13 protein-coding genes are annotated in these 17,811 nt (G+C 35.2%); 4 read left to right on the forward strand and 9 right to left on the reverse strand.

The genetic code is table 11. From position 1 onward, the window contains the following. Positions 1 to 74: 74 nt before the first annotated feature. The 4 genes from HM983_RS04745 to HM983_RS04760 form a co-directional block, all read right to left on the reverse strand. On the reverse strand, positions 75 to 809 hold the full coding sequence (locus tag HM983_RS04745; RefSeq protein WP_179344254.1) for a LytR/AlgR family response regulator transcription factor: 735 nt from the start codon (positions 807 to 809) through the stop codon (positions 75 to 77). Between the two features lie 2 nt (positions 810 to 811). Continuing rightward, positions 812 to 2,986: a tetratricopeptide repeat-containing sensor histidine kinase gene (locus tag HM983_RS04750; RefSeq protein WP_317166940.1), complete on the reverse strand. Its 2,175-nt coding sequence runs from the start codon at positions 2,984 to 2,986 to the stop codon at positions 812 to 814. 210 nt (positions 2,987 to 3,196) lie between these two features. Beyond that, positions 3,197 to 4,207 carry a PorP/SprF family type IX secretion system membrane protein gene (locus HM983_RS04755; RefSeq protein WP_179344255.1) on the reverse strand — a complete coding sequence of 337 codons (1,011 nt, stop codon included), beginning with the start codon at positions 4,205 to 4,207 and terminating at the stop codon, positions 3,197 to 3,199. 6 nt (positions 4,208 to 4,213) lie between these two features. Next, positions 4,214 to 8,740: a choice-of-anchor L domain-containing protein gene (locus HM983_RS04760; RefSeq protein ID WP_246277463.1), complete on the reverse strand. Its 4,527-nt coding sequence runs from the start codon at positions 8,738 to 8,740 to the stop codon at positions 4,214 to 4,216. Between the two features lie 172 nt (positions 8,741 to 8,912). On the opposite strand from HM983_RS04760, the gene HM983_RS04765 reads away from it, so the two are divergent. The 4 genes from HM983_RS04765 to HM983_RS04780 all read left to right on the forward strand — a co-directional run bounded on the left by HM983_RS04765 (position 8,913) and on the right by HM983_RS04780 (position 11,897). After that, entirely contained in the window at positions 8,913 to 9,815 is a 903-nt protein-coding gene (locus HM983_RS04765; RefSeq protein ID WP_179344256.1) for a NifU family protein, read from the forward strand. Positions 9,816 to 9,882: 67 nt separating this feature from the next. After that, the gene (locus tag HM983_RS04770; RefSeq protein WP_179344257.1) at positions 9,883 to 10,083 is read left to right on the forward strand and encodes a dodecin family protein; all 201 of its coding nucleotides are present in this window, start codon (positions 9,883 to 9,885) and stop codon (positions 10,081 to 10,083) included. Between the two features lie 89 nt (positions 10,084 to 10,172). After that, the gene (locus HM983_RS04775) at positions 10,173 to 10,886 is read left to right on the forward strand and encodes a hypothetical protein (protein WP_179344258.1); all 714 of its coding nucleotides are present in this window, start codon (positions 10,173 to 10,175) and stop codon (positions 10,884 to 10,886) included. 186 nt (positions 10,887 to 11,072) lie between these two features. Then, positions 11,073 to 11,897, forward strand: coding sequence for a mechanosensitive ion channel family protein (locus tag HM983_RS04780; RefSeq protein ID WP_179344259.1), 825 nt, complete (start codon positions 11,073 to 11,075; stop codon positions 11,895 to 11,897). Here the strand turns inward: HM983_RS04780 and tsaB are convergent. From tsaB to HM983_RS04805, 5 genes are read right to left on the reverse strand one after another with little or no spacing between them, the layout of a single operon-like run. Further along, positions 11,894 to 12,565, reverse strand: a complete 672-nt coding sequence (gene tsaB, locus HM983_RS04785) for a tRNA (adenosine(37)-N6)-threonylcarbamoyltransferase complex dimerization subunit type 1 TsaB (protein ID WP_179344260.1) — start codon at positions 12,563 to 12,565, stop codon at positions 11,894 to 11,896. The genes HM983_RS04780 and tsaB overlap by 4 nt on opposite strands. 11 nt (positions 12,566 to 12,576) lie before the next feature. Further along, on the reverse strand, positions 12,577 to 13,872 hold the full coding sequence (locus HM983_RS04790; protein WP_179344261.1) for an efflux RND transporter periplasmic adaptor subunit: 1,296 nt from the start codon (positions 13,870 to 13,872) through the stop codon (positions 12,577 to 12,579). A 2-nt stretch (positions 13,873 to 13,874) separates the two neighbouring features. Then, on the reverse strand, positions 13,875 to 15,317 hold the full coding sequence (locus tag HM983_RS04795; protein WP_179344262.1) for a TolC family protein: 1,443 nt from the start codon (positions 15,315 to 15,317) through the stop codon (positions 13,875 to 13,877). A 52-nt stretch (positions 15,318 to 15,369) separates the two neighbouring features. Then, the gene (locus tag HM983_RS04800; protein WP_179344263.1) at positions 15,370 to 16,530 is read right to left on the reverse strand and encodes an efflux RND transporter periplasmic adaptor subunit; all 1,161 of its coding nucleotides are present in this window, start codon (positions 16,528 to 16,530) and stop codon (positions 15,370 to 15,372) included. A 21-nt stretch (positions 16,531 to 16,551) separates the two neighbouring features. Next, positions 16,552 to 17,811 carry an ABC transporter permease gene (locus HM983_RS04805; RefSeq protein ID WP_179344264.1) on the reverse strand — a complete coding sequence of 420 codons (1,260 nt, stop codon included), beginning with the start codon at positions 17,809 to 17,811 and terminating at the stop codon, positions 16,552 to 16,554.

Raw genomic sequence — 17,811 nt, forward strand, 5'->3', positions numbered from 1 at the left:
TAGAAGTCCCTTATAGTTAAATTTAGGAGATTGTTGCGTTCAGTCCCGTTTCCTGTTATTCTCTAAGCTTAAAACTACTTAAAAAAAGCTAATAAATCTGACTTTTTTGAGGCCGAGACCATGATCTCTTTTCCATTGCTCAAAATCACACTACCTCCTTTTCCTTTTTGGTATTTGACCACCTCATCAACATTGACTAAATAACTTTTATGAACTCTCGCAAAATTGCCGTCCTTCAAGCTTTCTTCGATATATTTAAGAGTTTTACTCACTAATTTTTTCTTGTTAGTATTTAAATGAATTTCTGTATAGTTGTCATCTGCTTTGCAATACATAATATTCGAAGTATCTATGACCTCAAATCCACTCTGTTGAGGAATGGTAATCTTACCGTTTACAGACTTTGTTTTTGGCACTAAAACGTGATCCTGCAAAGCGTCTTCTTTTTGTTTTATTTCAGTGACGTAATCTACGGCTTTGATGAGCTCGTCAATAGAAATAGGTTTCATTAAATAATATGAAGCATGAGCGTTTAAAGCATCAATAGCGTAATGATTGTAAGCGGTGACAAATATGGTTTCAAACTCTACATCACCAACTTTGTCCAATAGATCAAAAGCATTACCGTAAGGCATTTCTACATCGAGAAATACCACATCCAGATCGTTATTTCTAATGAGTACTAAAGCATCATCAATATTTGAAGCTTCACCTAAGAGATTGACATTGGGACAGTATTTGGCCAAATAATTCCTGAGAATTTCTCGACTATTTTCTTCGTCTTCTACTAAAATGGCGTTTAACTTCATAACTAATCTTTCTTTAATGTTACAATAACTTTGGTACCGGTATCATCTAAATTTTGAAAATCCTCAATGGAAACATCAACTTTATCTTTATACATGTTGTTTAATATGGCAACCCTCCTTTTAATGTTGTTCATACCTTTAGAATTTTGCTTTTTCTGATGTTCTGTTTTTAAAGCCTTTGAACGCTCCCTGCCAATACCATCATCAGAAATAGTGATGATTAGTTCATCTTTAGATTTCCGTTTTATATCGATATTTAAGTGCCCTTTTTCCGATTTGTAGCGTAGACCATGCCACACTGCATTTTCTATATATGGCTGAAGTAACATGGGTGGAATTTGAAAACTATCCACATCAACATTTTTATCTATATGAATGTTGTATTCAAACTTATCTTTAAACCTAAAATGTTCGAGCTTTGTGTATAGTTCTAATAATTCGATTTCCTGTTTCAATGGAATAAAATCCTCTTCACTATTCTCTAAGACTGCACGCATTAAAAGTGAAAAATCAGATAGGTACTTGTTTGCCGTACGTTCGTCATTTGTTGCAATAAAACTATTTACTGAGTTTAAAGCATTAAAAATAAAATGCGGATTCATTTGGCTTCGCAGCGATTTTAATGCCAATAAATTGTTAGCTAGACGCTGCTGTTTGATGTACTTGAACATTAAAAACCCTGTGACGAGAAGTAACAACAATCCACCAATGAGCGAATAAATAATAAGTTGCTGCCGCTTGTTTCGTTCTTGAGTCAATTGGTATTTGCTCAATGACAGTTTACGATCACTTTCTAAAGATGTAATCCTGTTCTGTTGCTCTGCAATGTTCCTGCTAAACCTGGCGACTTGAGATAATTCTTGCTCTTTTTGAGCGTAGATTTTATCTACGATATTCTTGTATTCGTTAATGTACTCAATCCCCTTTTCAGTTTCACCTGAGCTTATAAGCACTTCCGACAATTTTCTTGTGGCATCTTTACCAACAACTAAATCGCCTTTTTTATCTGCTTCTTCCTTACTCTTTTCAAGATATTCAATGGCTTTGGGAAAATCATTTTGAAGATAATATGCTGACCCTATTTTATAATTCTGTTTCTGGGTGGTAATTGGACTTTCATTTGTGATTACCGAGTCCTTTTCGATATCCTCAATACCTTCAATGGCTCGTTTTCTGAGTTCAATTTCGTCATCGTAATCTCTATTTCTATTATTAAACTCGGCGACTTCAATTTGTTCTTCAACTGCCCGTTTAACATTTTGTTCTTTAGCTAGATTTAGCGAATTATTGAAATATAATTTTGCTTCATTTTTTTTACCTTGAATACTGTAAGTTTGGGCTATCTTAGAATTTAAATCTGTAATTTTCGTGGATATTTTATGTTGTTCTGCAACTTTTAAACCATTAGTAAATGCATCAATTGCCTTTACAAAATTTTTAGAATTTACATATGCATCACCAATCCCTTCGTAATACTGGGTTTTCTCGTAATTAGATAAGCTTTCTACATCTATTTTACTATATGCTACAATACTGTTTTGATAATTTCCATTAAGCATATAAGCTTTCGCCAATTTTAATTTAGCAGAATTTTTTTTGGCATTTTGAAGACTTATTTTATATGCCGAGATGGCCAAATCGTACTGTTTCCAATACTTATATATATCACCCAAAAGTTCATGAGCTTCGGCACTTTGACGAGTTGTAATTTCAATATCTAGCGCGTCTCCTATAAACTTAATACTCTTCTCAGCATCTTTTTTTAAATAAACGTCTGCAGAATCAATCATTTGATTGAAGCTTTGGTTGTTTTTATCGAGTTTAATTTGTTGAGCGCTTCGGCGATCTCGATTATCTACTTTAATAGTAAGTCTATTATCATCACTTTGAACGGTATGAAAAATAGTTTCAAAATCCCTGTGCTTTATCACTAACTGATCGCCAATCTTAGCTTTTACAGTAAATTTACCATTATAGTCCGTCGTCGTATAGCGACCATTATTAAGTACAATAGTGACACCTTCATAGGGTTTTAGCGTAGAAAGTTCATAGACTTCACCGCGAATCGTAAACAGCTCATCCTGTGATGTTCCGAAGTTGCTATTTTGTTGACCAAATGAACCTGTGGTAAACCATAATAACAATAGTACGATATGAGAAAATTTGCAGGTAACCACAGTCTATATTTATTTTTTACAGACTAAACATACGACTTTATTTTAATTGTAATAATTGATAAATTCCTATTAATAGAATAAAAATGAACAAAAAGTGGTACACACTCAAAGTATTTACGGTTTCACACATTGAAACCGATTAGTCACTCATCGCGATTTTTTTCTTCTGAAATAAAAAAGAAAGGCCCAGTATATATTGAGCCTATTATTTTAATTTACCGCTGGGCAATTACATTCAAATTTTTCTCTTCTACAATTAAAGTTGTATCCTAAGGTAAGCTGATGGAAACCACCAGTATTAAAATTAACAGTATTTGCTTGATAAGAAAAGGTATACGCAAATACAAATTGATTATAATCCACACCTAAAAACGGTGTAATATATTGTAGCTTTTGGCTGCTAATACTAGATCCATCTCTAAATTCGGCACCGTCCAAACTGCGTCTATAGGATAGGCCTCCCCAAACTTTACCAAAATCCATTTCTCTATACACTTTGGCATTGACGTCTATTGAAGATTCTTCAGTTGCGTCTCTGTACATATACATTATAGATGGCTCGTAACTCCAAGGGCTTCCTAACTTGCTAAACGTGTATCCTGTAGATAATAGATATGTTCTTAAATTATCAAACTCAAAACCTTGGTCGTTAAAGTTAATACCTTCATTTTTTAGTATATTTTTCGCTGTAAAGTGCGCATAGAAATCAATGAAGTGATATGAAAACCCAAAATCTACATTAAAGTTTGTTGCACTTTGCTCAATACCTGCAATTAATTGGTCAAATTCACCTGGTGCCAAAAAATCAGTTTCATCTAATTTATACTGCAGAAATCCTGCGCTTAAACCAAAGGAAAGCATATTCAAATCGATCTCATTTCTAGAAAACATTAAATGGTATGCAAAAGTAGCATAACCACCTACTGTAGAATGATAACCATTAGAATCATTAAAGAAAATACCACCTATTGCAGATGGCGTATCTCCAATTCTACCATTGGCGCTTAACGTTTGTAAACTCGGAGCATCGTCTACTCCAAACCATTGCTGTCTTGCTGTTAATCTTACTTTCGCACAGTTGGCAACACCAGCCATCGACGGATGGATGAGATAGTAATTATCTGTTAGGTAGTCTGAATAAATCGGTACTCCTTCTTGTGCAAAACTAAAATTTGCCGTGATAACTATAAGTGCTATTAAACAATAATTTTTAAATCTCATAATGATTTATCGTTTCAAGGTGAAATGGGCATTGAATTCCTTTCGTTGTCCCGTTAAAGGCTCATTGTATGTGACCCTAAACCAGTAATCGCTTGTTGGCAATGGATTACCATTAAAGGTGCCGTCCCATCCATTACCAGTGGGACTCAGCTCTTTTAATAATTTTCCATAACGGTCAAATATATAAATTTTCGCATTAGGTTGCGTGCTTATACCAACAATGTTCCAAGTATCATTAGTACCATCACCGTTCGGAGTAAAGTAAAGTGGATAATCTATGACTAACACTTCTTCTGTCGCAATACCACAGCCGTTTTTATCTCTTGCCGTAATGGTTCTAATACCTGGTGATACATTTGTAAAAGTGCCTTCGTCTTGCCATGGACCACCATCTAAACTAAATTCATAATCACCGAATCCTGTAGCGGTCGCTTCAATAACATTTTTTCCCTCAAAAGCTTGTGTTGTTAAGTTGACCTCTAAAATTGGTGGTTCGCTTTCAGACACTTGGGTAATACCTACATCTAAGTCATTGACGCATAAAGTAGTTCTATCTGTTACAATGACCTGATACATACCACCTTGATTTGGCATTATTGCCCCGCCTGTTTCTTCGGGAAGCAAAGTGCTGTTAAAAAACCATTCGAATATATAATCTGCTACAGACAATTCCGTGTCAATTACTAATGGATCTAAAATTTCTGTACCGTTGGTATTAAGACATAACGTATAATTATCTTCCAGATTAAAATTTGGAAGCGGATTAACTTGCAATATCAAGCTTGTAGTATCGTAACAAATAAATTCGTCGCTCAAATTATCAAAAGTGCCGTCATTATTAAGGTCTACGGGATCACCCAAACCATCTCCATTAACATCTACAAATTCGAAAATACCGTCAGCGTTAGTATCAATTCCGTCCGATAAGCCATCTCCATTTACATCCAACAAATCGAAAATATCATCTCCATTTGTGTCAAAAATATCTAGATTGCCGTCAATATTAAGGTCTAATGCTGTTGACAAAGCTGAAATGTCCAAGGAAATTGCCACAACTACCAAATTATCATTATCTACTCTAGCGTAAATGGTTTGTGTATTAGATACATTCTCATAAATAAAAGGGATTGGGTCCGTACCTATATCCGCAGCCTCTTGTGTGGTATAATAACTAACTATATAACCTGTTGGGTCTTGTCCATCGAGCACCTCAGGGTCTAAGGTTGATAAATCGAACTGGACGCTATCATTAGTTGGGTCTCCGTCAATTTCCATATTGTCATCGCAAAGTTCATAAACAATTGGTACCATATCAGGGTTGGCAACTGCAGCTTCCTCAACACCAATATTAAAACTTTCTCCTGAGGCCGAACAACCGGTATCCGTATTGGTGATGGCCACATAAATTAATTGAGGATTTGATTGATTGGTATAAGGACTGGCAAGAGGAGCATTTAAATTTTGAGCATCACTTAGAGTACTATGATAGCTTACTTGGTAAAGCGATGGGTCTTGTCCATTTAAAACCTCTGCATCTTTTACTGTAAGATCAAAACTATCAATACCATCTGTGTTTACTTCACATGATAATAAATCAGAAATCGGCTCTATAGAAGGTAATGGGTTAACTCGAATAATAAAATTCACAACAACATAGCAATCCGAGACATTATTAGTGACCCTGACATAAACGATGTCTTCAGGCGTAGACACATTACTAAATTGCGTGGGATCTGCAATCATTTCACCATTCCCAGAATCTGCACCCTCTGGTGTTTCATGATAAGTTACTGTAATATCCGTTTCACCATTTAGTATAAGAGTTTCATTTTCGGTTAAATCAAAAACTTCAATACCATCTCCTGGATTATTAATATCACATCGTTCAATTGGAGTAATATTATCGCTTTGAGTTGGATTTGGAGTATCCAATACTTCTAGTTCTAAGGTTGTAAAACTTATACAATCAGTTAATATATCCCTAACAACAACATATATGGTCTGTGGATTTGCTGGTAGCCCATCAACTGATTGGTTGGTATATGCTGTAGGATCATCAATTTCATTTGTTAGGGCCTGAGCATCCGCATCACGTTCATAATATGTAACAACAATTCCAGTAGCTCCTCCAGTAATATCGATCTCTCTATCTGTGAGATTAAATTCGGTAAATTCATCATTGGCTGATTCTACATTCGCATTACATAATGATAAAGTAGCATCGTTAGCAGTTGGATTTTCTAACACAATCAGGTCTAAAGTCGTGATGAAATAACACGAAGGGTTTGCCACCAATTCCAATCGAACAAAAACTTGTTCCATATTTGGTACGACATTAAGATAAGGGCTAGCCAAAGGAGACATATCGTCATTTGCATTATCAAAACTATCATGATAGGTTACATTGACATCTGCTGGATCATTGGTTCCTATAACCTCATCATCTCTGTCTGTAAGCATAAATTCTGTAAAACCATTATTGGCACTATTATCACAATTCTCTAGAGGATCTAAGGAGTCATTTACAGATAAAGCATTGTATTCAATTTGAAAAGAGGTTATATCGAAACATAATTGATCTGTTGAAGCTATTCTTGCCCAAATCGTTTGGGTAGTTGTATTAGTATCTACGTAATTTAGTGGTAGTGCACCTGCATTATCTATGGCGTTTTGCTCTGTGAGATGATACGATATTTCATAATCGGCAGGGTCTTGTCCTCCAAGAATATCATCGTTGTTTTCAGAAAGGTCAAATTCCATGTTACCATCAGTATCGCACAATATTAAATCTTGAGCTGGGTTGGCTACCGGACTCTCCCTAAACTCAACTAAAATTGAGTCTGATGTGGAACAACCTGTGCCAAACTCTACATCGACATAATAAATACCTGGTTGGTCCACATCTAAGGTTGATGTGGTTTCTCCCATAATCTCAACTGTATCATTAGGCATATTTGGATCTGCTGCATAAAACCAAGTATGTGTTGCTGTAGATGCTCCAGTATCTAAAGTTACCTGGTTTCCGTCACAATCTGCTGTACCAGCATCAATTGTAAGGTCTTCACCCAAATCTCCACCTAGATTAAAACTTCCGGCCTCCAAAAATATGGCAGAGTCAAATGCAGAATCCCCTTGATCTGCTACCACTAATTTTATCTCATACGTCGTATTAGGAATAACATCTGCAGTTGCAGTTAACACAATGGTTCTTCCGCCATAATTAGTTTCACCAATATTATAGCCTTCAAAAAACATTTGATTTGCTGGACAATTCGCGAAAGCATTTATATTCGTTATACTAACTGGTGTCCCATCGGGCAATACAGCTAAATTAGTATATGCTGTTGTTCCTGCTTCCCTAAGCAAAAAAGCAAAACTATCAGAAAAATTGCATTCGTCACGTTGATTATACTCTTCCGATGCCATTATATACCTAAAACTTATACGATTAACGGTTGGGGTAAAATTAAATTTAACAAATGTCGCATCATTTGTGTTATTTTGCCCTAATGCCATTTCTAAGTCATTATCACCTGGCTGACCATTAAGATTACTCACTATTGGCGTAATAACCTGATTGCCACCCTGAAAAGCAACTCCTGTAGTTAATACTATCCCTTCTTCAAATGGAAAGTTAGTGGCACCACCATTTGTAAAGTATCCATAGCTTTTATTATTGGTATTACCTGGACTTCCATTTACCTGAACTGAAAAATTCTCGACCGCAGAACATCCACCCGTGACTAAAACTTGATCAACTAGTTCTTCAAGTGAAAGTTCGGATTGAGGATATGCTGAATTATTTACAGTTACCAACGCTGGTAAAACCACAACATCAATTGTAACGCTATCTTCGCAACCTAGCGGATTATCATCTTGTACCGTAAAGGTTACTGTATAATTTCCGGGTTGATTAAAAGTATTTGACACATCCGTTCCGCTCGCCGAATTGCCATCTCCAAAATCCCAATCGTAAGTTGCACCCGTTCCGTTACCAGAAAATGTAGCACTACCAGAAAAGTCGACTGTATCGCCAGGAAATACCTCAACAAATCCCGACCCGTTTTGAGCTGGATTGGTAGTATCTATAGAAGCAACGATCGTTTGGCATGGCGCCGCGCAAATAATATCTGCAGCAAATCCTGTAGTGTTTCCTGAGCCGTTGGTAGTGAACCTTAACGTTAAACATCCTGAAGTATTAGAAGCGGTCGCTTCAACTCTTCCAGGTGAAGTGGTGCCAGAAAATGTTCCTATAATTGGAGCAGTTGTATCCGTTCCATCATAAATTGTGAGGACATCTTGACCTTCTTGGGTACTAAATGGAATAAAGTCTAAGATAATAAGCTCACCTGCGTTGACCGAGCACAAAGTGGTGACTATATCTTCGTTATTGCTGTAATTGCCAGATTCGCCTCCAGAATCAAAAAGCCGATCTGGAGCACAGCGGTTAAAACTGCCATTTTGCATTGTAAGATCTTGTGAAAAACCAAAACAACTAATAAAGAAAATAACAAAGAAAAGGGTCTTTTTCATATTTAGTTTTTTCAAACCAACAGACATAAACATGACTTACATCATGCTATATTTAAGTAGCAATTTTTAATGAGCCCGAAATTTAACGAATTTATATGAATTGAATTACAAAACTCGGCCTTTAACATTAACGTATCCATTTGATATTTCATATTTTTGCAAACAAAAAAAGATGCCAAAAACAAAGATTTCTATTGTACCAACTTCAAACTCAGCAATACTGAAATTTGAAGCTGACCGGTTTTTGACCAACCATAATAGTTTTGAATTTAACAATATAGACGAGGCCAAAAACTCTCCTTTGGCACAACAACTGTTCTATCTTCCTTTTGTGAAGAAGGTTTATATAGCTTCAAACTTTATAGCTATAGAACGTTACAATATTGTAGAGTGGTCAGACGTACAGGATGAAGTGGCAGAGCAGATTGAGCAATATCTTTCCAGTGACGCCATTATAGTATCCGAAGAAGCACAGCAGCCAAAAGCAGCTGTTACGGTTTATGCAGAAAGCACTCCCAATCCTGCTGTTTTAAAGTTTGTATGCAACAAGGTCATTGTACCTACCTTATATGAATTTAAGTCTATAGAAGAAGCAAAACTTTCTCCTATGGCAATGGAGTTGTTTCAATTTCCGTTTGTAAAAACAGTTTTTATGGAGAAGAATTTCATATCCATAACAAAATATGATATTGTAGAATGGGAAGAGATTACTCTTCAATTAAGGGAGTTTATAAAAAATTATGTTGAAAAAGGTAAAACTATTCTTGCTGATAATGCGCCGAAACAACTTAATAAAACCGAAACTGCGATTGAGCAAAAATTTGAAAAATTAGATGACATTTCAAAAAATATAGTTAATATTTTAGAAGAATATATAAAACCTGCCGTCGCAAGCGACGGAGGTAATATTGAATTTAAATCCTACGACAAAGATACCAAGAAAGTAGAGGTGCTTTTACAGGGTGCCTGCAGTGGTTGTCCGTCTTCTACATTTACCTTAAAAAATGGTATTGAAAATATGCTTAAGGAAATGTTGAACGATCAAGCCATTACGGTCAACGCAATTAACAATTAGTTAACGACATTTGCTCCATAATTTCTTATATTATACTTTAAATAGTATTAATCTAAAATTAAACAAAATGGCAGTATTAAAAGTATTAGAAATATTAGCAAACTCTGACAAAAGTTGGGAAGATGCTACAAGAAAAGCAGTAAAAGAAGCTTCTAAAACAGTTAATAATATTCGTTCCGTATACATTAATGAGCAAACAGCAGTAGTAAAAGATAACGATGTTACTGAATTTAGAGTCAATGTTAAGTTGACTTTTGAAGTAAATTAACGTAAAAATCTAATCTTCAATGAGCGGTATAGTTTTTGATGTATTATAAGGGAAGATTAATTTTTTAAGAAATAACCAAAATAATTATTATGAAACATTTAATTATAATTTTTGCTGTTTTAGCAAGTTTTAATATTACAAACGCTCAATCCACGGCAAGTCCTACGAATGTAGACGGCGCTGGATTAATTGGTCAGTATATGACAACAAAGGTAACTGCAGCGAAAGAGCCTGAAAATATTCAAGGATCGAAGTATCTTTCAGAACAGTTCTTACCAATCAAAATTTTTAACCAAAAAGAAGATAAAAGGTTTTTGGCTAAATATAATGCCTTCACTGGCAATATGGAAGTTAAAGAGATGGATAGTAAAACTGATGATTTCTATGTGCTTTCGAAGGATATAAATGATATTTCATTAGAATTTACTACGAGTGGAGAATTATATCAAACCTATGAATACGTAAATGAAGATAATGAATCAAAAAAAGACTTTTTTGTAAATCTCGTCAAAACTAATAGAGTTTCTTTATTAAAAAAACAGGAGGTTAAATTTGAACCAGCTAAACCTGCAAAATCAAGTTATGAAAAAAGCAGGCCTGCAAAGTACGAGAGACAAAAAGATGAATATTACATTAAAATCGGCGCAGAAAAAGCTATGCCACTTCCTTCTAATAAAAATGATATAGCGGAGCTTTTTCCAAAGTATGAGAAGGAAATCAAAACTTTTATAAAGAAAAATAGAATAAAAACTTCCAAAGAGGAAGATTTGATATCGTTAGTAAAATATATCAACCAACTTTAGAGAGTTTACTCTGTAAGTTTACAGAGTTACAAGTATTTCAAATGTGTGAGTTTAAAATGTCTAACTAGAAATTTTATAATATGTATAATTTCTAATGTCACTTTGATCTTACACATTTTTATTTGGCTAGTGCCGAAATAAATTTTAACAACCTAAATATTAACCAAATTACATTACCAAAATTTTATGGAAACACAGAAATGGATTGATGCAGGATACAATTTAATTATTGAGTTTGCACCAAAAGTGCTCGCGGCAATAACTATATGGATAGTTGGAAGCTGGCTTATAAACATACTGATTAGAGGAGTCAGAAAAGCAATGAACAAAGCCAACTATGACGAAAGCCTAAAAACATTTTTGCTCAATTTACTTAAATGGACTTTCAAAGTTGTTTTGATTTTAGTAGTGTTAGGTACAGTTGGTATTGAAACAACATCATTTGCAGCAGTAATTGCGGCAACTGGTTTGGCGATTGGTCTTGCCCTTCAGGGTTCTTTGGCCAATTTCGCAGGTGGTGTTCTCATCCTAATAATAAAACCGTTTAAAATTGGTGATTTTATCAAAGCTCAAGGGGTAGAAGGAACGGTAAAGGAGATTTCTATTTTTAATACCAAATTAAACACTTTTGGTAATCAACTAGCTATCATTCCTAATGGAAAACTCTCAAACGACAACATCATTAATTTCACTGGCGAAAATATAAGGCGAGAAAATTTAACCTTCGGTGTGAGTTATGATAGTGATATTAAATTAACAAAAGACATTCTTCTTGAATTGGTCAATGAGCAAGAATTAGTGCTACAAGAGGAAGGAAAAATACCAATGGTTGTAGTGGCAGAACTTGCAGATAGCTCTGTAAATCTTTCTCTTCGTTATTGGGCCAAAAACGAGGACTTTTGGAATATACGCTGGACTGTCTTAGAGAAAGGCAAAAAACGTTTAGAAGCGGCCGGAATTGAGATACCATTTCCTCAAACAGATGTACATTTATATAAAGAAACGACTTAAGCCTTTTTCTTTAAAGCAACAAAATCCTTTAAATAATAAGGTTCAAAGTAAGCGACATCTTCGGTGTCGCTTTTTTTATATTTCAGTTCGGAAAGTAGAGCCATTTCTTTAGCTGACGGCAACTTACCCTCAATAAACACGGCATTTGTATGCTGAATAAGCTGTTTGGTCTTCTTAACTCCGTTACCAATAAAATACACCTTTGATTGGTTTAGAATTTCTTTGAAACTGTTTTCATCCAATATTTGAGCTTCTATTGATCGATGTATATTTAATTCCGAATCAAAAATAGCGGAATATACTTCCATACGTCTTGCGTCTAACATAGGTACTATAAAACCATCACCCGTATCAACCTGAAGTGCTAAGCTTTTTAGGGTGTCTATAGCCAATAACGGCTTATTGAGCGCGTAGCATAATCCCTTTGCTGAAGAAACACCAATGCGTAAGCCAGTATAAGAACCAGGTCCTTTGCTTACTGCAACTGCGTCAATAGATTTTGGGTCTGCTCCAGCCATATCAAAAACTTTATCAATAAAAACATGTAAGGTTTCTGCATGAGAATAGCCAGAATTGTAGTCTTCTTTTAAAACCAAAATCTCTCCATCTTGCGATAGAGAGACTGAGCAATTTGTTGTGGCTGTTTCTATATTAAGAATTAACCCCATTTTTAATTTTCTTAGTTTTCATTGTTAAGAGCCAAATCTTTACTTTTTACTTCAACGTCATCACCAGGCTTCAACATTTTAGACACCATATTATATGGTCCAGTAATAATTTTATCGTTCTTATCTAATCCTGACACGATTTCAATATTAGTGTCATCTTGAATGCCTGTTTTAACTACTTTTAATTTGGCCTTTCCGTTATCGTTTACAAATACGCATTCAAACTTTTGTTCCTCAACAGATCCTATCTCAGTGCTTGTTGGAGACTTACTATATGGTGAGCTTGTAGAACTTGTATCTGTTTTTATCACAATTGCACTAATAGGAACAGCAATTGCGTTCTCTCTCTTTTTAGTAATAATGTCTACAGTAGCTGTCATGCCAGGTCTAAAAGGTGAGTAGGTTTCAGGCTTTCCTTCGGTTAAATCTTCATAGGATTTTTCTAAAATTCTTACTTTTACCTTAAAGTTAGTCACTTGATCTGCCGCCAAAGTTCCCGCTGCTGAATTAGCTATTTCGGTTACTACGCCTTTAAATTCTTTCTTTAAATATGCATCAACTTCAACAATTGTAGAGTCTCCTATTTGGACCTTAACAATATCATTTTCATTTACATCTACTTCAACTTCCATGTTATTAAGGTTAGCCACTCTTAAAATTTCCGTTCCAGCCATTTGCTGTGTACCAACAACACGTTCTCCTAATTCGACGCTCAATAATGAAATTGTTCCGCTCATAGGTGCGTAAATCGTTGTACGGTTTAGGTTGTCTTTTGCTTCGTTTACGGTTGCAGCAGCGCTTTGCACATTATAATAAGCAGAACTTCTACTTGCCTGAGCAGTTTCATATGCTGCAACTGCCCTATCCCAATCTGCTTTAGAAATTACCCCTTTTTCAAAGAGTCTTTTACTTCTTTCGTAGTCTGCTTTAGCTTGTTTTAAATTAGCTTCGGCTTGTTCTAAACCTGCTCTTACATTTTGGTAGGAAGCTTGTGATCTACTTACTGCGGATTGTATTAAATCTGGATTTACCCTCACCAACAAGTCTCCTTTTTTAACTTCGTCACCTTCCTTAAATGGTAGCGCTAAAATTTCACCTGAAACTTCGGAAGAAATTTTTACTTCTACTTCTGGTTGAATTTTTCCGGTAGCAGAAACGGTTTCAACAATATCCTTTAAAGCTACTTCCTGTACTGTAACTTCTTTAAAGTTACCTTTTTCACCAAACCACCCCATTTTAGAGCCAGCCACTAAGACAATAAGTGCTACAACTACTACTCCAATGATTATTTTTACTGTTTTACTCATAATTAAAATTTTAATTCTGTTGCGGGAATCCCAAAATACAATTCTAGAACTTTTAGCTTAAAAATGTAATCGTATTTTGCTCTATTCAATTCGATTTTAGAATTATCGTATCGTAACTTGGATTGACTGAAGTCAAATGCATTTGTTAATCCAACGTCGTAACGTTCCTTAGCATAATCATACGCCAACTCTTGGGATTCTACAGCTGTTTGTGCCGCTTCATAAGATTTTAAAGCACCTTTTGCATCTACATAGGCTTGGTACACCGTTGATTCGAGATCTAGTTCTGCTTGCTCTAATTGAAATTTGGTACGTTCCAAATTAACTCTGCTTCTCTGAATATTTCCTTTTGTGTTAAAACCGTTCAAAATGGGAATGTTAAGTGATAAGCCATAACCAATACCATCGTTTTGGTATAACTGATCAAAAAACGGATCTGCACCTACTTCTCTTGGAACGGTATTAGGAAATTCGCCAATTACCGCTTGTCCCGTTCCTTCAACAGTACCAATTTGTCGTACTGTAACTGGATCATTAGGATCTGCTACCTGAATAAATGAAGTTGCATCTGTATAACGTGTGTCATATCCAAAAAATGCCGAAAGTGTTGGATAATTTGCTCCTTTAGCAATTTGAAGATCTTTTTTTGCTAATTCTACGCTTTGCTCTGCTATTTTAATTTCAGATCTATTTTCTTTTGCTTTCGCTATTATTTCGTAAACATTTTTATTGGTAATATCTTCATCAGATATATCGTAACCTTCATCTATTATATCAAAATTTTCATAATCTTTAATCAATAACAACTGTGCTAAACTTATAAGTGAAATTTGTATTTGATTTTGGGCATTGATGATAGACTGCTGTTCACTAGCATTGGTAGCCTGTATTTCGAGTAGGTCTCCTCTAGGCAACGAACCTGCTTCTACCAATTGTTGAGTTCTTTCAATCTGCTCTTGAGTTACTTGGTTTTGTGATTGCAATACCTCTAGATTCGCTTTATTGAGAATAACCTGAAGATAATTGTTCGCCACAAAAAGAGAAATATCATCTTTCATTTTATCTAGACGGTATTGACTTGCCAATTTAGAAATATCGGCACGTTGCAACTGTCTAAAGTTTCTTAGACCATCAAATAGTGTATAACCGACGTTAATCCTTCCTGTAGCGGATAAAAATGTCGTGGTCTGAGCATTATTGGTTACTGGGTTAAAACTAAGTCCCGTATTTTCTGAAACACTGGTACTTGCATTTATACTCGGAATAAAATTTCCTTTAGCTGTTAATTTGTCGACATCTGCCAATTCTACATCCAGCTCGCTCTGCTTAACGGAAATATTATTCTCCAATGCATATTCTACGCATTCTTTGAGCGTCCATTTTTTGGATTGGGCTTGTAAACTTATTGTTACTAAAACAATGAAAAGACTAACTATTTTTTTCATAATAAACTATATGTCTATGTAAATGTGAAAGTGTTACACTAAAATTTTAAAATTATTGTTGGGCATATTGAGGAACGCCCTGAATCTGATTCCAAACCTTGATTTTATCGGCTTTGTTGATTCCGCTTTTTACTTCTACGAAGATACCATCACTAATACCTAGTTCTACTTCTTTACGCTCAAATTGCTGATCTCCTATAGCAACCTCGACATATGGTTTCTTTGTTTCTTTATCATATTGAACGAGGGCTTCTTTTATGGCCAAAACATTTTCAGCTTTCTCTAAAATAATTGACGCATTAGCACTTAAACCGGCTCTGATAAAAGTAGAATCTATTTTTTTAAGTGTTCCTTTAATTTCAAATTGAATTGCCCCATTTTCTGCTACACCCTTTGGTGCAATATAATCCAGTACAGCGTCAAATTTTTCATTTTCAATTGCTCCAACGGTAATTTCTAACGGAAGTCCTTCTTTTATCTTTCCGACTTCACTTTCATCAACTTTACCTTCGAAAATCATTTTCTTTACATCTGCCAATGACGCTATTGAAGTACCCTCATTAAAATTATTCGCTTCAATTACTTGATTACCTGCTTTTACTGGAACATCCAATACCATACCTGCCACAGTTGCCCTTACCTGTGTTTGAGCGCTGGCTCCAAGCCCGCTCGTTGTTCCTGTTTTTATGATATCATAATTCTGGCGTGATTGTGTGAGGTCAATTCTTGATTGTTCTACACGTTGTTTTGCTTGTAAATAGGTATTGTTTACTTGATCGAATTCATTGGCTGCAATCACACCTTTGTCAAACAATGCCTTTTGACGGTCGTAAATGGTTTTCTGTGTTTTAAAGTTTATTTCGGCCGTTTCTAAAGCATTTCTATTGGATGCAATACTATTTTTTGAACTCGTTAAAGTCGAAGCATTGGGTATTACTTTAATTTGCGCAATGAGATCTCCTTGCTTAACATATTCACCAGCTTCGATAAAAACTTCTTCGATAACACCTGATATATTGGGTTTAATTAAAACCTCTTCTTTTGGTACAATACTACCTGTTGCAACAGTTTTGACCACAATGGTTTGTTCTGTTGGCGAATCCGTTGTGTAAGTGATTGGATCCTCTTGGTTTTTCATCCATAAATAATATAACGAGCCGCCAAATATGACGACGATTAATATTAATAAGATTACGGTTCTAGTTCTTTTCATTTGTTGATTGTTATAATTTTTTTATTCTATTCTTAAGGCATCTACAGGTTTCATTTTTGTAGCGCTATTTGCAGGGATTAATCCTGCTAATACACCTGATACTACTAATATAATTAGAGCAGTAAAAACAACTGTCATACTCACGCTTGGATTAGCAAAATTCTCTACTGGACCTACATTATCAAGGATGGTATTCATAACCCAAATTACAAATGCCGCAAAGGAAATCCCGACCATACCAGAAAGTATTGTTAGAATTAAGCTTTCTTGTAAAATTTGGGATTTAATGGTCCATGGTGTAGCACCAAGCGCTCTTCTTACTCCGATTTCTTTGGTACGTTCCTTTACCACAATGAGCATGATATTACTTATACCAATAATCCCAGACATTAATACAAGTGCTCCTACAAAATAACCGACTATAGCGAGGATGCTAAATAGTCCATTAATTTTACCAAACTCCTTCGCCAAATCAAAATGACCAATGGCTCTTTCGTCCATTGGATGTATAGTGTGACGCTCGCGCATTAGGGAAAAGACACTTTCTTTGACATCCGTAATACTGGTATTGTCATTTGCGGTAATTGCCATCCAACTTACGTTATTTCCAAAGTTAAAGGCTTGACCGAATGTTGTAAACGGAACAAAAATAGTGTTGGCCTCTTCCTCAGAATCACCTTGACTGTTAGTAATCTTAAATGTTCCGACAACCATAAAATTAACTCCGTTTATTTTAATAAATGAGCCAATAATATCTTCGTCTTTATTGTAAAGGCCTTTTACGACATCAGGACCAATGACACAGATTTTTCTTTTTGCATTTATATCCGAATAACTTATAAAACGTCCCTGAAGAATATCCATGGGTTTCTGTTTTATAAATTCTGGATAATCACCATAAATCTGAAATGCTCCTGTTTTTGTGCCGCGTATCACATTGTTGGCACCATTGTAACCTCCTAACTGATTTCTAGGTGATACATATTTCAATTCTGGAAATTGTGATTTTAGCGCAGCTACATCATCAATTTTATAATTGAAACGTCTGGATTTCGGTAAGCCTTTGTATGGCATCGACGTACCTTGCGTCCACATAAACATAGAGTTAGTTGCAAAGTTTCCAAAACCTGATGTGACGCCATTTCTTAGTCCGTTGGTAAGTGCTAATAATAAAACCAAAATTGTTATGCCCCAGAATACACCAAATGCTGTCAATAAAGTTCTAATTTTATTAGCATTAAGTGCTTCGATTATTTCGCCCCAACGGTCTTTACTAAACAT

Origin of the sequence: Winogradskyella ursingii (genome assembly GCF_013403975.1) — a bacterium.
GTDB classification, from domain to species: Bacteria; Bacteroidota; Bacteroidia; order Flavobacteriales; family Flavobacteriaceae; genus Winogradskyella; species Winogradskyella ursingii.

Bases quoted from the DNA above. Each gene is read 5' to 3' on its own strand.
- HM983_RS04760 (WP_246277463.1), bottom strand. From the start codon at position 8,740: ATGAAAAAGACCCTTTTCTTTGTTATTTTCTTTATTAGTTGTTTTGGT.
- HM983_RS04775 (WP_179344258.1), top strand. From the start codon at position 10,173: ATGAAACATTTAATTATAATTTTTGCTGTTTTAGCAAGTTTTAATATT.
- tsaB (WP_179344260.1), bottom strand. From the start codon at position 12,565: ATGGGGTTAATTCTTAATATAGAAACAGCCACAACAAATTGCTCAGTC.
- HM983_RS04790 (WP_179344261.1), bottom strand. From the start codon at position 13,872: ATGAGTAAAACAGTAAAAATAATCATTGGAGTAGTAGTTGTAGCACTT.
- HM983_RS04745 (WP_179344254.1), bottom strand. From the start codon at position 809: ATGAAGTTAAACGCCATTTTAGTAGAAGACGAAGAAAATAGTCGAGAA.
- HM983_RS04755 (WP_179344255.1), bottom strand. From the start codon at position 4,207: ATGAGATTTAAAAATTATTGTTTAATAGCACTTATAGTTATCACGGCA.
- HM983_RS04765 (WP_179344256.1), top strand. From the start codon at position 8,913: ATGCCAAAAACAAAGATTTCTATTGTACCAACTTCAAACTCAGCAATA.
- HM983_RS04770 (WP_179344257.1), top strand. From the start codon at position 9,883: ATGGCAGTATTAAAAGTATTAGAAATATTAGCAAACTCTGACAAAAGT.
- HM983_RS04805 (WP_179344264.1), bottom strand. From the start codon at position 17,811: ATGTTTAGTAAAGACCGTTGGGGCGAAATAATCGAAGCACTTAATGCT.
- HM983_RS04795 (WP_179344262.1), bottom strand. From the start codon at position 15,317: ATGAAAAAAATAGTTAGTCTTTTCATTGTTTTAGTAACAATAAGTTTA.
- HM983_RS04800 (WP_179344263.1), bottom strand. From the start codon at position 16,530: ATGAAAAGAACTAGAACCGTAATCTTATTAATATTAATCGTCGTCATA.
- HM983_RS04780 (WP_179344259.1), top strand. From the start codon at position 11,073: ATGGAAACACAGAAATGGATTGATGCAGGATACAATTTAATTATTGAG.